Raw genomic sequence first — 14,099 nt, 5'->3', positions numbered from 1 at the left:
TTTCACTTTTAAAAAAGTGAACTCAAAACAGCTCAAGGCTGAATTGTTTAATAGCTATGGTCACTCAGTTCAATTAAGTCTAAATTTTGTTACGCTTTAAAAGCGTATGTTAGAACTTAATCTGTACGAGTGCCCACACAGATGATTGCTTAAATTTTTAAAGAGCATTTGCAAACAACTTAGTGTTTGCCGCGACGCTTCGTCGCTGTTAGGGCTGCGTATATTACGCTTTCCTATTTTTTTGTCAACACTTAATTTTGATTATTTTCTTTTTATTTTAAGAAGGTTTCAAAACTCAGTTTTACTTGACTCAACCAACTCGTGATTCGCTGCTATGCTGCGTCGTTCCCCGTGTTGGTGGAGGCGCATTATAGAGAGATCCGAATTTGGATCAACCCCTATTTCAAACTTTTTTTAGTTTTTTGGATCGTTTGGGTGAAATACGTACAAAACAGCTCATTTTTGTACGTTTTTGGCCGTTTAATGGGCTTTTTAAACTTAACTTAAATAATTTTACCGCTTATTTGTTCTGATATTATTGCCTTGTGAGCAAAGTAAGATAAGATAAGCATGAACATTTGTTAATTTTATGTTTAATTTGTGTAATTCGGAATCTTTAAAATGAGTTCATCGCAACAAAAATCATTAATAATAATTTTTATCGCATCTCTTATCGGCTATGCCGTAGTTCATTTTGCATTATCATCAGTACTTACAAGTTCATCTTTGGCTATTGCTGTAGGCATTTTGATTGGTGGTGTTCTTGCAACCTTTTCTGCTAATGGTGCAACTGAAAAGAAAGAGGCAAGTAAATCACTTTATGTGGGTAATTTACCTTATAAGGCAAACGAAGCGGTTGTTAGAAGTTTATTTGAACAACACGGGAAAATATTCTCTGTTCGCCTATTAAAGGATAAGCATACTGGTAAACGTCGCGGCTTTGGTTTTGTAGAAGTCGCAGAAAAGGATGCCGATAAAATTATCTCGGCATTAAATGATAAAGAGTTTCAACAGCGCACTTTAAAAGTACGTGAAGCGAAACAAAAGTCAGATGACAATAATTCTTCGGATGATAGTGTTAATCATTAATCACTGAGATTTGTAATTTAGTCTGTTCTAAAGCAGCCGTAGCATAATAATCTACTGGCTGCTTTTTATTATCTACTACATTACACTCGCCAATGAGACTCGATACACGATTTGCAATAGCCTCACCAGAGTCGAGTAGTTGTAAATCATGCTTTATTAACTGTTTAAGTTCATTTGCAATAATAGGAAAATGCGTACACCCCAAAACTAAATGATCAATTTCACTGTTTATTGCTAATTTATCGAGTTCTTGAGCTAACGCTTGCATATCTAATGTATTAAACCAGAACTTGTATTCAGCTAATCTTACTAGTTCGCTAGAACCATATAAGTCAACTTCACAGCTTCTTGCAAAATCATTAATCAATGTCGCGGTGTATTCATTTGCAACTGTGGCAGGCGTTGCTAATACGCCAATTCGTTTGCTTAGGGATTTCTCTGCTGCTGGTTTAATTGCAGGTACAACGCCTACTATTGGAAAATCAAATTGTGCGCGAAGTTGCACTAATGTTTGTGTGCTCGCAGTATTACAGGCAACAACCAATATATCGACAGGCTCAATTACTTTAATAAATTGAGTTAACAGACTAGTAATACGCTGCGTTAAAAATTGTGAAGAACGTTTTCCGTACGGCAGGTATTTGTTGTCCATAAGATAGCTGAATTTCGCACTCGGTAAACTCGCTTGAATATGTTCAAGTACCGATGTGCCACCAATGCCAGAATCAAATACAACAATGTGCTTAGCCAAACTACCCGACCTAATACGTTATTAACCCGAGTAGTTTGCCATAGATTTTTTAATTCACAAGCGATGACCTAGCTTTCTTTCTGTTGCTTTTGATTTAGCTGTTCAAAAAAGCTAGTACTGTAATCCAACAGATTCTCTTTATTAGCCTGCTGTTGATTCAGCCAATTTAATAATTGCGTCAATTGATTCTCAATATTGAGTGGCTTCGCTTTGTCATAGCTTTCTTTTAGCCCTTCATTTATTGGTTCAAATTGCTTAGCAATTTCTCGACCTGGTTGCGTCGTTTGATATTCTCTCACACTTGCTCTTACTTCTGTTTGCTGCAAGTTCATCGACATAGCCACCAATTGTGGAGAATCCAAGTTTAGATTTTTTGCTTGCTCAAACGCTTCATCAAGCGAGCCATTAAAGAACTCGTTACTAACTTCTTGCAAATCTGACATAAGTTCATTAATTGCTGCTACTTCATCTTCATTCAAATCACCTTCGACTGAAAATGAGTAAGCTTGTGAACTCGACTGAGAAGACGAATAACTGAACGACTCGTCATTACCATCTTTACTATAAGAGAATTGTTCCGACGACTGATACTGACTATTGTATGTTAACTTAATTACATCGCCTTCAGCTGTTTTAATCTCGTAACTCGCACCATTTTCTAGCTTATAATAATTCTGCGCATTAAAACTCGTAGACTTTGACTGCTCGCTTACTGGGTTAAATAAAGATTCTTCAAATTCGTCTAGGCCATCAAAAATAAATTCACGGCTTTTTTCGACCCCTTTTTCAATATCATCACTAAACAAATCGCTGTCTTTAAGCTCTTCAATTGCCTCACCCAGACCTTGCTTTATCCCTTTACGTGCTTGCTCAAGCATATTGGCCAGTGAGCCTTCATCAGCTCCGTCCGCTTGAGCACCTAAAATGGCACCTTTAACAAAGGACAGTACATTTTTAGCCACTTCTTCAAAATCAAACGTATTACTTGTGGCTGGCGGTTCCACTTTACTTTCAAATGGTATTGTCCCCATCATTTTTTGATAGGAGATCTGACTTGCAATTGTTATTCGTTGAGACATGGTAAAAACATCTTTAGACGATGCGTTTTGTGCTATTTCGTTTGGTTTATTTTGAGAAAAACCATACTTGTTTTCAGGTTGATACCCCAATCCACCAACTTTCATAATCATTGCCTCCATTTCAGAACATCTACTTATCGACCAAATAGTGAACAACTTAAGTATAAATCATTAATTTAAGCACTATTCGTTTTCCTTCTATAATGGTAATAACCACTTAGCTAAGTATGTTATTCGATGTTGCTAAGGCGGAGTTTTCTGATGTAGTCCTTCTAAATCGATAAATAACAACGTGATTAGCAATCAAAAAAGCCCGCGCAAATGATTCGCTATTTAAGTGAGTCAGTATAAGTATGTCACATTTTTTCTATGCTATAACTGGACAAAGAAAAACCACAACCTACAATAGCGCGACTCGCACACTAGAGGTTAAAAAGCATATGCCTGTAATTCAAATAGATACTTCACAATACGACGAACAACTTGCTGAAAAAGAACAACGTATCAGCCAACAATTTGCGCAGTTTAACGCGCCAAAATTAGAAGTATTTGCGTCTGAAGCAAAAAATTACAGACAACGTGCAGAGTTTCGCGTGTGGCATGAAGGTGAAGATTTATTTCACATTATGTTTGACCCTGAAACAAAAGAGAAAATCAGAGTTGATCAGTTTGATCCTGCAGCACCATTAATTTGTGAATTAATGCCTCGTTTGTTAGAGCTACTAAAACCGAATGAAATTTTACGTCGTAAACTCTTTCAAATTGATTATTTGTCGACATTAAGCGGACAAATTCTTGTTAGCTTGATTTATCACAAGCAACTTGATGACGAATGGGTAAACGAGGCTAATAAGCTAAAGGCGTTACTAAAAGAAGAGTTTGATATCGATTTTATTGGCCGAGCTCGCAAGCAAAAAATTGTGCTTGGTGAAGAATATGTCATTGAAAAGCTGAATGTAGATAATCGTGAACTTGTTTATCAGCAAGTTGAAAATAGCTTTACTCAGCCAAACGCCAAGCTAAATGAGCAAATGCTCGAGTGGGCAATTGATGTCTCAAAACCTCTTAATAACGATCTGCTGGAACTTTATTGTGGTAACGGTAACTTTTCAATTGCATTAGCGCCAAGCTTTAATCGCGTACTAGCCACCGAAATTTCCAAGTCTTCGGTTAAGTCTGCGCAATTTAATATTGCCGAAAACAAAATCAACAACCTCGATATAATCCGTATGTCGAGTGAAGAGTTCACTATGGCAATGAATGGTGAAAAAGAGTTTTCCCGCTTAAATGGTATCGACCTTAAAAGTTACAACTGTCAAAGTATATTAGTTGATCCGCCCCGTGCAGGTTTAGACAAAGACACCACTGATTTAGTGCAAGGGTATGACAACATTATCTATATTTCATGTAATCCAGATACGCTGGAAAGAGATTTGCAGCAACTAACTGAAACTCATACCATCGCGCGTTTTGCCATTTTTGATCAGTTCCCGTATACCCATCATATCGAATCCGGCGTATTTTTAACGCGCAAGTAAAACATCCATCAAAAAAAGCAGCTATTTAGCTGCTTTTTTTTCTTTGATATAGCTTGATGCCCCTTTAGCAATATAACGCAATTGCCAAATAATACGCTCGGTAAGTTGTTCACGCTGTGGCTTAGTGAGATCAAGCGCTTCAGCGCCTGCGTTAAATACTAACGTAACCATTGCTTCTGCTTGTATATACGCATGATTAGCATCACAACCAGTCTCGTTTTCTAAATAATGCGCGAGTTCTAGAATAAAGTGCTTAATTTCACGAGCAACTGCCGCCCTAAAAGCTTTTGATGTACCCGAACGCTCTCGCAATAATAAACGGAATTGGTTACTCGACTCATCAATAAACTCCATAAACGTCAACACAGATATATTGATAATACTGCCACCGCTTTCAATACGACGGCGAGCCTGACGCATCAATTGACGCAACATCAAGCCTGCTTCATCAACTAAGGTTAACCCAAGCTCATTCATATCTTTAAAGTGGCGATAAAAAGACGTAGGTGCAATTCCCGCTTCACGAGCGACCTCACGTAAACTTAGATTAGAAAAGCTATGCTCAGCACTTAGCTGGTTAAAAGCCGCTGCAATTAAAGCCTGTCTTGTCTTTTCTTTTTGTTGTGCGCGAATACCCGACATACGTCCCCCATCTAATTTGCACGCAGTTTACCACAGAAAAAATATTTATGAATTTTGTCGAATTCACTTGATTAAAAGGCCATATAAAACTATTTTAGCGTACAAGTGTACGCTGAGATTTTTAAGAATGAAAAAACCACCTATTATTTGGCTTAATACCCTCTTTTTTACCATCACTTTTTTGGCTGCTGTTACCATCGTGCCCTGGTACGGTCTAGCGTATGGCTACAGTAGCGCAAACTGGATCGCATTTATTGCGTGTATGTTTTATTGCGGTTTATCAATTACTGCCGGTTATCACCGTTTATGGGCGCACAAAACTTATGAAACCCATCCTGTGATTGAATTTATTTTTGCCATCGGCGGTGCGTTCTCAATTCAAAATAGCGCGTTACATTGGAGTTCAGATCACCGCCTGCATCATGGCAAAGTTGATGACACTGAACACGACCCTTACGCTGCGACTCGCGGGTTTTGGTATAGCCACATTGGTTGGATGCTGCGCGAATATCAAGCACATCGATACAACGACTACTCAAACTGCCGAGATTTACAAAAAAATCGTGTTGTTATGTGGCAACATAAACATTATTTGACGCTTACTCTGATTACCAACTTGGGTATCCCACTGGTACTTGGTTTGGTGTTTGGCAATGTATGGGGAATGTTACTTCTTGCGGGTTTATTACGTTTAGTACTGAGCCAACACTTCACCTTTTTCATTAACTCGCTGGCACATATTTGGGGTTCTCGCCCGTATACGGAATCAAACACCGCCCGCGACAACGGCTTTTTAGCGTTATTCACATACGGAGAGGGGTATCACAACTTCCATCATATTTTTGCATCTGATTACCGCAATGGTATCCGATGGTGGCATTACGATCCGACAAAATGGCTGATAAAATCACTAGCATTTTTGGGATTAGCCTCAAAGTTACGCAAAACACCGCAAGAGCGAATTGAACGTGCAAAAGCGGCAACGTTAATGGAAAAAACCAAACGCACCTTGCTTGAAAAGCAAGACAGTCATGTGCAATTAGATAAACTGCAGCACGAATATGAGTTGTTATTAAGTAAAATACAGCACTATTATAAAGTAAGAAAACGCTTACTAGAGATGCGCAAAAACAAAGTGATACAGCAATGTGAGCAATCACAATTGAAAAAGCAGTATAATGACATTAAAGCGTCTTTAATAAACCAACAACAAAACTGGCTGGCGTTAAACAAAGCCTTAATTAAAGGGCTCGCAATAAACTAGTTAAAGGAACACTCTGTGACAAAAAAACAAGCGACTAAAAAACAGTATGATTATGATGCCATTATAATTGGTACTGGCCCTGGTGGTGAGGGTACGGCTATGAACCTTGCGAAAAGTGGCAAGCGCGTAGCGGTTGTTGAAAAACAACCGAAAGTGGGTGGTGGTTGTGCTCACTGGGGTACAATTCCATCTAAAGCACTGCGCCACTCGGTTAGTCGCTTGATTGAGTTTAATTCAAACCCGCTGTTTAATTCACAAGCTCACAGAGAGCGCATGACCTACCCAGATATTTTAGATCATGCGAGTAACGTAATTTCAAAGCAGGTTAATTTACGCACCAGCTTTTATGATCGTAACCGTATTACCTTAATTCATGGCGAGGCGAGCTTTGTTGATAAAAATACGATTTCAATTTTAAAAGATGACGGCTCGAGCGAATCATTATCAGCGCAAACAATTGTCATTGCGACAGGCTCTCGTCCGTATCGCCCTGCTGAAATCGACTTTAATCATAAACGCGTTTACGACAGCGATACCATTTTAGGTCTCAAGCACGACCCTCGTCATATTATTATTTACGGTGCAGGTGTAATTGGCTGTGAGTACGCTTCTATTTTTCGCGGCCTAGGCGCAAAAGTAGATCTTATAAACACCCGTGATCGCCTACTCGCTTTCCTTGATGCAGAAACATCTGATTCATTAAGTTACCACTTTTGGAATAGCGGCATTTTAATTCGCCATAACGAAGAGTTTAAAAAAGTAGAAACCCGCGATGATTGCGTCATTATGCATATGCAATCTGGTAAAAAAATGCAAGCTGACTGCCTACTATTTGCCAACGGCCGAACAGGTAACACCGACAAGCTTAACTTATCAGCGATTGGTTTAAGCTCAGATAGCCGAGGCAATTTGAAAGTAAATGAAAACTATCAAACTGAAGTTGAAAATATATACGCAGTTGGCGATGTAATTGGTTACCCCAGCCTTGCAAGTGCGGCATTTGATCAAGGTCGAATCGCAGCAGATGCCATCACCACAGGCGAATGTAATAAAAAACTCATTCGTGATATTCCAAGCGGTATTTATACTATTCCAGAAATCAGTTCAGTTGGTCGTTCAGAACAAGAACTCACCGCTGCAAAAGTACCGTATGAGGTAGGTCGCGCACAGTTTAAGCATTTAGCTCGTGCACAAATTGCAGGTACAGAAGTTGGCAGTCTAAAAATCCTATTCCATATTGAAACGAAAGAGATTCTAGGCATTCACGTGTTTGGTGAGCGTGCCGCTGAGATAATTCACATTGGACAAGCAGTAATGGAACAAAAAAATGGTGGCAACACCATAGAATACTTTGTTAATACGACATTTAACTACCCAACAATGGCAGAAGCTTATCGAGTAGCTGCGCTTAACGGATTGAATCGGTTAATTAAATAAAGCAAAAAGGTACTTTATGTCAGGTTTATTACAAACATTCACATAAAGTGCCGATTTTTTAAACTAATGCTTGAGATCGTGTAAAATTATTGTAAACTTAAAAGCCTAAAAAAATAATAATAGGCTGTTAAGTATGAAAACCCCCACTCTATTACTTGCCTCAGCACTATCTTTGTTTTCTGTAAGCAGTTTTGCGGACTATTCAACTGCAAAGTATTATGAAAAACAGGGAGATGTTGAAAAATATGTGAGCGAACTAACCAAGATTGCAAAACTTGGTCATGTTAATGCGCAATACGATCTCGCAACTGCCTATTTAAATGGCCAAGGCGTCGAAAAAGATATCACCAAAGCCTACGCTTGGTACTTATTAGCTAAAGATTTTGGCCACCCACAAGCGAAAGATAAATATCGCGAATTACGTAAGCAGGTACCTTCGCGCCGAGAAGCAAAAGAAGCATATATCGACTTAAAAGATAGCTTTGGTAAAAAGCTTCATGATTTACGCTATGCGCCTATTTCAAAGCATACCAATTTCTTTCCTGAGCGCGCTAAATTATTAGAACGTGTAGAACCTGAAATCGATGGCAACACTCGTTCAGCGTCTAAAGCTTGGGTAACAATTGGCTATAATGTCAACGAAAGTGGGGTCGTTGAAGATAGCCGAATTCTAGCATCATTTCCAAAAGGCGTTATCGATGAAGCTGCTTTAGAAGCAGTGAAAAAATGGAAATTCGAGCCTGATGTAAGCCCAACAGGTGAACCGCGTCGCGTATTTGATCTGGTTGCTTCATTTACGCTTGGCTCTGAAAATAGCAAAGTTAAACGTGAATTTGAGCGTGCACTTACTGAATACAAAACCAAGCTTGTCGAGCTTGCAGATAAAGGCAACAGTGTTGCACAAAATCGCTATGCATTAATGTTAGAACACGGTGTACTTGAAAAAGCATCTGAAAACGAGCATATCGATTGGTATTACAAAGCCGCTATTAATGGAAATCATGATGCACAAATGCGCTTAATGCACTGTTTTGAAAATGGTGAAGGTTGCCAACCTGATGAAGAAAAAGCATTTAACTGGTTACAACGTGCTTCAGAATCTGGCAATGAACGCGCGCAATATCAACTAGCACGCATCATGCTAAATTACGGCAGTATTCATTATGATGTTGAAACCGCTGCTGAAATGCTAAAAACTGCAGCGCATAGCCAGTATTTACCGGCAATGATCGAATATTCTCGCTTACTTGCATTTTCTGACGTTGCTGAGTTACGTGACGCACAAAGTGCAATTAAATATGCAGAGTTAGCGCGTGCGGTTGATAATAATCACCCAGTGCTATTATCAGTACTTGGTAGTGCACATTCTGAACTTGGCCGTGTACAAGAAGGTCAAGTGTTACTGCAACAAGCACTGAATGAAGCGAATAATCGAAGTTGGCCAGCGCAAAACTACATTAAGTTAATTGAACTTAGTGAAGCATCAATGATGGCTGATACTACATCTGATTCTTACTAAGCTTATCGGCGAGCCGAGTTGGCTCTGGTAAACGATATTTAGTAACACATTGAAGAGCAAGCTGCAAAGCTTGCTCTTTTGTTATTAAGTGACCAGGCGAAACAAAAAGCGGCTTCACTTTATCCCGTGAACGCACCACATAACCACTCTTCTTATAATTAATCACCAGGTCTGAAATCGACCCTTTAGTTAACTCCGGCTCATCAAATTTACCAACCAAACAGCTTTTCGCAATGCCTAGTGTCGGCACATTTAAAATAACGCCTATATGACTCGCTACTCCGAGTCCCAACGGATGCGCAATACCCTGACCATCAAACATTAAAACATCAGGTAAGGTTTTGAGTTGCGCAAGCGCACTTAGTATTGCACCACCTTCTCGAAAGCTTAATACTCCAGGAATATATGGAATTACGGTCGGCGCTTCATAAACAGTCAGCTCAACCACTTCTAGACTAGGAAAGCTGAGCACCACAATGGCAGCTCGTGTTGTTTTACCCTTGTTAGGAAATGCAACATCAATACCCGCAATGTATCGAACAGAGTTTTGCATTGCTGTTAATTTAACTTTAGCAGCTAATTCTTGTTGAATTAACTTCGCATTGGCAACGCTGCCAGGCCAAGTAATAGAATCTGTAATCGCCATAAAGAAAAAAGCCTTGCTAGTGCAAGGCTCTGTACATTATTTGTTGTGGTACTGTTTACTTAGTTCACCTACCGAGTTGATAAACACTCCAGCGTTTTCAGGGTCAACTTCTGGTGTAATACCATGACCTAAGTTAAATACATGACCAGTTCCGTCACCATAGCCCTCTAGAATGCGCTGTACTTCTTGACGAATACGCTCAGGCGTACCATGAAGCATTGCAGGATCCATATTACCCTGTAGCGCTACTTTATCACCGATACGACGACGCGCGTCAGCAATATCAACAGTCCAATCAAGGCCTACTGCATCACAGCCTGTCGCTGCGATCGCTTCTAGGTTTAAACCGCCATTCTTAGTGAATAGAGTAACAGGTACTTTACGACCATCGTTTTCACGAATTAACCCATCTACAATTTTCTGCATGTAAGTTAATGAGAACTCTTTGTAATCGCGCGGCGATAATACACCACCCCATGAATCAAAAATCATCAGCGATTGCGCACCGGCTTTAACTTGTGCGTTAAGGTAACTAATAACTGAATCAGCAAGCTTATCGAGTAGCATGTGCAAAATCTCAGGCTCTGAGAAAGCCATTTTTTTAATTTTGCCAAATGTTTTACTGCTACCACCTTCAATCATATAAGTTGCAAGTGTCCAAGGCGAACCTGAGAAACCAATTAACGGTACTTCACCTTTTAATTCACGGCGAATTGTACGCACGGCATTCATCACATAGCCCAGTTCATCTTCTGGATCTGGAATTGGTAGATTAGCAACGTCGGCCATTGACTGAATTGGACGTTCAAATTTAGGACCTTCACCTGTTTCAAAGTATAAGCCTAAACCCATCGCATCAGGGATCGTCAGAATATCACTGAAAAGAATCGCTGCATCCAGTGGATAACGACGTAGTGGCTGAAGCGTTACTTCACACGCTAATTCAGCATTTTTACATAAGCTCATAAAGTCGCCAGCTTGTGCGCGTGTTGCACGGTATTCTGGTAAATAACGTCCAGCCTGACGCATCATCCATACTGGAGTTTGATCTACAGGTTGTTTAAGTAGCGCACGTAAATAGCGATCGTTCTTTAATTCACTCATGGTAGTGTAAAACCTAAAAAATAAAACTGCGCGAATTGTATCATTTAGAACGCTAACTAACTATGCGAAAGATCAAGCGCTAACGCTTTAAATGCGTAATTATTCATCTTTTTACCCTTATTTTGCTATTAATCGCCTATTTTTGAAATTTAACGTTGTTAAAATGAAAATAGTTTGTTATAAAATAGATACAAAAATAAGAGCTTGAATTAATCAAGTCAGAAAAAGTTTTATAACCACCCTATTGGGTGGTTTTTTCTTTTTATGCACATTGAAAATAAAGAACTTTTTCTAAGCACAAAATAGCATATTAAAAATCCTCATAACTATCAGCAACTTAATCTAATCTTAATTAAATATGTTAAAAATCAGTTGACCTTTCATCAAGATTTCATTGTTATAGCTATTAGATTGAAGTAAAGGGACAAATATATGCTTACGAGATTAGAAAAAGCCAAAGAAGAATGGGGTGGAGCTCACTCGGCAATCGATAACTGGTTGCAAGAGCGTCAAGATTTACTCGTAATTTACTGTAAGCTTGCAGGTTTACCTCCCTATGAACGAAGCGACCAAGCGCTACCGCAAAAGTCTGAAATCCTTGAGTTTTGTCAGATTCTGATGGACTACCTATCTGCGGGTCATTTTGAGATTTACGACAACTTAGTGAAGGCATGCGCTGAAAAAGGCCCTGAAAGCCTTAAACTTGCACAATCGCTTTATCCGCAAATTTCAGCTTCAACAGATATAGCACTTAGCTTTAACGATGATTACGCCAACGCAAAAGAAAAAAGCTTAATGCCTAAGTTTGACGAAGACCTTTCAACATTAGGTCAAGTTCTTGAGCAACGCTTCGAACTTGAAGATGAGCTTATTGAGAATCTATACACTCATCACAGTGAATAAGTGGCGTTAATTAACGCCATTTTAATTTCTGCAGATTAGCCCAAACAAACAAGTGTTAAAGCTATTATCAATAAGCTTCTCAACATCCAAAATATTTGCCTGCTCGTGACTTAAGTAAAGCACTGTATTAATAAGGCTTTGTTGAATATGCATTGCAATAAAGTCAGTTGGCAAAGCCACAAAGTTACCTTGCTGTTTTTGCAATTCAATATACTCAGTCAAAAAATAAAAGACACTATTCAAAACACCTTGTTTAAAGTCCATTTCAAGCCATGGACTCGCATAATAAATAGTAAAAAATGAAAACTTTTCTGGATTATCAAGCCCCCATTTTATTACGCTTCGCCATACACTTAATGCCTGCTCATCACTATTGATTGCGTTACTTAACTGTAAACTTGCCACCAACTCCTGCTTCAGGCTTAAATACAGAGCTTCTACTAACACCTTCTTATTTTCAAAGTGATGAAATAATGTTCCCGTCGCGACACCAGCATGCTTTGCAATGCTCGCGGTCGATGTTTCAGAGATACCTTGTGCAACAAATAGTGTTAATGCCGCGTCCAGTAAGTTTTGTTTTTTTGAGTTACTCATTTAACGAACAAACAACTTTGTTAATAATGACTTTGCCAATCCCTTAAATTTTAAAATAAGCTTAACGCGCGGTAACCATAATGGTGTCTTTAATACTGTACGCTTATGGCAAAACGTTTCAAACCCTTCACGACCATGGTAATTACCAACGCCCGACTCGCCTATTCCACCAAATGGTGCATCATCAGCCCCCACATGCATTAAGGTATCATTAATACATACACCGCCACTGTGTGTTTGCTGCAAAATCTGATTAATTGCCAACTTGTCCTTGGACATAATATAAAGCGCCAATGGACGCGCTTTGTTATTGATATAGTTTATCGCTTCGCTAAGTTCACTGTAGGCAATTACGGGCAGCACAGGTCCAAATATTTCACTCTGACACGCCAGCATTTGCTCATTCACATCAACCAGTAATTGTGGTGGCATAATGCGATTTTGCACGTCAATCTCATAGCCTTTAGGCGATAACACGCGAGCACCTTTACTTTTTGCATCATCTAACAAGGCTTGCAGTCGTTCAAACTGCGCTAAATTGATAACTGCACCGTACTCATCATTAAACTTATCAACATCATATAAAGCAGCGAATCTTTCTAAATAAGTCTGACAAAATGCTAAATGCTGAGATTGTTCAACAAGCACGTAATCAGGCGCAACACAAATTTGACCCGCATTAACCGATTTGCCAAGAATAATCGCATCAGCCGCCTTTTCTAAATCAGAATCAGGCGTAATCACTACCGGAGATTTTCCGCCAAGCTCCAAGGTATTCGGTATTAATCGTTCGGCACACGACTTTGCCACTAAGCGCCCGACAGACGTCGAGCCAGTAAAAAACACATGATCAAAAGGAAGCTGAGTAAATTTAGCGGCGACATCAGGCCCGCCCTCAATAATCGTCACGCTATCGCTTAGCGATGAAAAAATCTTACGTAATACCTGATTAGTAAATGGCGTATATTCGCTAAGTTTAACCATTACTTTGTTCCCAGCCGCCAACGCCGTTGCAATTGGCCCAATACTTAAAAATACAGGGAAATTCCAAGGCACAATTACACCCACCACACCTTTAGATTGTTTGTGAACATAAATGGATGATGGCGCGAGCAGCAAACCAGCACTGCGCCTTTCTGGTTTTAACCATGTTTTTATGTGCTTTAAGGTATAATTAAGATGCTGAACACTCGGTAATATATCCGCCATCAAACTATCAAAATCAGGGCGCTTTCCATAGTCTCGGTTTAATGCAACTAGCAAACTTTGTTGGTTTTCAATCAGCGCATTTTTCAAGCTATTAAGTAGGGTTTTACGCTCAATTAAACTTGGCTGCTTATTCGCAAGGTATTGTTGTTTTAGTGTTGAAAATGATGCTTCAAGATCAATTGCATTAACATCTTGTTGTGCTGATGCGTCGACAGACTCAAGGTTAACTGGATGTGAGGTGGATGAATTCATAAAAGTTCTAAACCAAATAAAAAAACCGACTGATTAGTCAGTTTAATTTAGAGCAATAATTCAACAAAGGCA

The 14,099-nt window shown here is 39.3% G+C and carries 13 protein-coding genes; 6 read left to right on the top strand and 7 right to left on the bottom strand.

Annotated elements, in window-relative coordinates; all coding sequences use genetic code 11:
- Positions 1-621: 621 nt before the first annotated feature.
- A complete protein-coding gene (locus PSPO_RS01125; RefSeq protein ID WP_010562165.1) occupies positions 622-1,089 on the top strand; it encodes an RNA recognition motif domain-containing protein in 468 nt (155 codons plus the stop codon).
- Here PSPO_RS01125 and murI read toward each other — a convergent pair.
- Positions 1,079-1,840 (bottom strand): glutamate racemase, encoded by a 762-nt coding sequence (gene murI / locus PSPO_RS01120; protein WP_010562166.1) that lies wholly within the window; start codon positions 1,838-1,840, stop codon positions 1,079-1,081. The two genes, PSPO_RS01125 and murI, sit on opposite strands and share 11 nt — an antisense overlap.
- Before the next feature lie 68 nt (positions 1,841-1,908).
- Entirely contained in the window at positions 1,909-3,024 is a 1,116-nt protein-coding gene (locus PSPO_RS01115; protein WP_010562167.1) for a DUF5610 domain-containing protein, read from the bottom strand.
- Positions 3,025-3,359: 335 nt separating this feature from the next.
- On the opposite strand from PSPO_RS01115, the gene trmA reads away from it, so the two are divergent.
- The gene (gene trmA, locus PSPO_RS01110; RefSeq protein ID WP_010562168.1) at positions 3,360-4,457 is read left to right on the top strand and encodes a tRNA (uridine(54)-C5)-methyltransferase TrmA; all 1,098 of its coding nucleotides are present in this window, start codon (positions 3,360-3,362) and stop codon (positions 4,455-4,457) included.
- 21 nt (positions 4,458-4,478) lie between these two features.
- On the opposite strand, the gene fabR is transcribed toward trmA, so the two are convergent.
- Positions 4,479-5,099, bottom strand: a complete 621-nt coding sequence (gene fabR / locus PSPO_RS01105) for an HTH-type transcriptional repressor FabR (RefSeq protein ID WP_010562169.1) — start codon at positions 5,097-5,099, stop codon at positions 4,479-4,481.
- Between the two features lie 127 nt (positions 5,100-5,226).
- Between fabR and PSPO_RS01100 the strand changes: the two genes are divergently transcribed.
- From PSPO_RS01100 to PSPO_RS01090, 3 genes are all read left to right on the top strand, one after another.
- Positions 5,227-6,363: an acyl-CoA desaturase gene (locus PSPO_RS01100; protein ID WP_010562170.1), complete on the top strand. Its 1,137-nt coding sequence runs from the start codon at positions 5,227-5,229 to the stop codon at positions 6,361-6,363.
- A 15-nt stretch (positions 6,364-6,378) separates the two neighbouring features.
- Entirely contained in the window at positions 6,379-7,800 is a 1,422-nt protein-coding gene (gene sthA, locus PSPO_RS01095; RefSeq protein ID WP_040642747.1) for a Si-specific NAD(P)(+) transhydrogenase, read from the top strand.
- 133 nt (positions 7,801-7,933) lie between these two features.
- Positions 7,934-9,319, top strand: coding sequence for a TonB family protein (locus PSPO_RS01090; protein WP_010562172.1), 1,386 nt, complete (start codon positions 7,934-7,936; stop codon positions 9,317-9,319).
- Here PSPO_RS01090 and nfi read toward each other — a convergent pair.
- Both nfi and hemE read right to left on the bottom strand, forming a co-directional pair.
- Positions 9,300-9,965 carry a deoxyribonuclease V gene (nfi, locus tag PSPO_RS01085; protein ID WP_010562173.1) on the bottom strand — a complete coding sequence of 222 codons (666 nt, stop codon included), beginning with the start codon at positions 9,963-9,965 and terminating at the stop codon, positions 9,300-9,302. The two genes, PSPO_RS01090 and nfi, sit on opposite strands and share 20 nt — an antisense overlap.
- Positions 9,966-10,001: 36 nt before the next feature.
- A complete protein-coding gene (gene hemE / locus PSPO_RS01080) occupies positions 10,002-11,069 on the bottom strand; it encodes a uroporphyrinogen decarboxylase (protein ID WP_010562174.1) in 1,068 nt (355 codons plus the stop codon).
- A gap of 432 nt (positions 11,070-11,501) precedes the next feature.
- On the opposite strand from hemE, the gene PSPO_RS01075 reads away from it, so the two are divergent.
- Positions 11,502-11,972 (top strand): Rsd/AlgQ family anti-sigma factor, encoded by a 471-nt coding sequence (locus tag PSPO_RS01075; protein WP_010562175.1) that lies wholly within the window; start codon positions 11,502-11,504, stop codon positions 11,970-11,972.
- A gap of 21 nt (positions 11,973-11,993) precedes the next feature.
- Here PSPO_RS01075 and PSPO_RS01070 read toward each other — a convergent pair whose 3' ends face one another.
- Positions 11,994-12,566, bottom strand: coding sequence for a TetR/AcrR family transcriptional regulator (locus PSPO_RS01070; RefSeq protein WP_010562176.1), 573 nt, complete (start codon positions 12,564-12,566; stop codon positions 11,994-11,996).
- Positions 12,567-14,027 carry a coniferyl aldehyde dehydrogenase gene (locus PSPO_RS01065; RefSeq protein WP_010562177.1) on the bottom strand — a complete coding sequence of 487 codons (1,461 nt, stop codon included), beginning with the start codon at positions 14,025-14,027 and terminating at the stop codon, positions 12,567-12,569.
- Positions 14,028-14,099 lie beyond the last annotated feature (72 nt).

The sequence above is a fragment of the Pseudoalteromonas spongiae UST010723-006 genome (genome assembly GCF_000238255.3).
GTDB lineage: Bacteria > Pseudomonadota > Gammaproteobacteria > Enterobacterales > Alteromonadaceae > Pseudoalteromonas > Pseudoalteromonas spongiae.
The sequence above is the reverse complement of the archived record's forward strand: the minus strand, read 5'-3'. Positions and strand labels throughout refer to the sequence as shown.

Excerpts from the sequence above, each read along its gene's own strand:
- PSPO_RS01125 (WP_010562165.1), top strand. The coding sequence starts at position 622 with ATGAGTTCATCGCAACAAAAATCATTAATAATAATTTTTATCGCATCT.
- PSPO_RS01115 (WP_010562167.1), bottom strand. The coding sequence starts at position 3,024 with ATGAAAGTTGGTGGATTGGGGTATCAACCTGAAAACAAGTATGGTTTT.
- trmA (WP_010562168.1), top strand. The coding sequence starts at position 3,360 with ATGCCTGTAATTCAAATAGATACTTCACAATACGACGAACAACTTGCT.
- fabR (WP_010562169.1), bottom strand. The coding sequence starts at position 5,099 with ATGTCGGGTATTCGCGCACAACAAAAAGAAAAGACAAGACAGGCTTTA.
- PSPO_RS01100 (WP_010562170.1), top strand. The coding sequence starts at position 5,227 with ATGAAAAAACCACCTATTATTTGGCTTAATACCCTCTTTTTTACCATC.
- PSPO_RS01090 (WP_010562172.1), top strand. The coding sequence starts at position 7,934 with ATGAAAACCCCCACTCTATTACTTGCCTCAGCACTATCTTTGTTTTCT.
- nfi (WP_010562173.1), bottom strand. The coding sequence starts at position 9,965 with ATGGCGATTACAGATTCTATTACTTGGCCTGGCAGCGTTGCCAATGCG.
- hemE (WP_010562174.1), bottom strand. The coding sequence starts at position 11,069 with ATGAGTGAATTAAAGAACGATCGCTATTTACGTGCGCTACTTAAACAA.
- PSPO_RS01075 (WP_010562175.1), top strand. The coding sequence starts at position 11,502 with ATGCTTACGAGATTAGAAAAAGCCAAAGAAGAATGGGGTGGAGCTCAC.
- PSPO_RS01070 (WP_010562176.1), bottom strand. The coding sequence starts at position 12,566 with ATGAGTAACTCAAAAAAACAAAACTTACTGGACGCGGCATTAACACTA.
- PSPO_RS01065 (WP_010562177.1), bottom strand. The coding sequence starts at position 14,027 with ATGAATTCATCCACCTCACATCCAGTTAACCTTGAGTCTGTCGACGCA.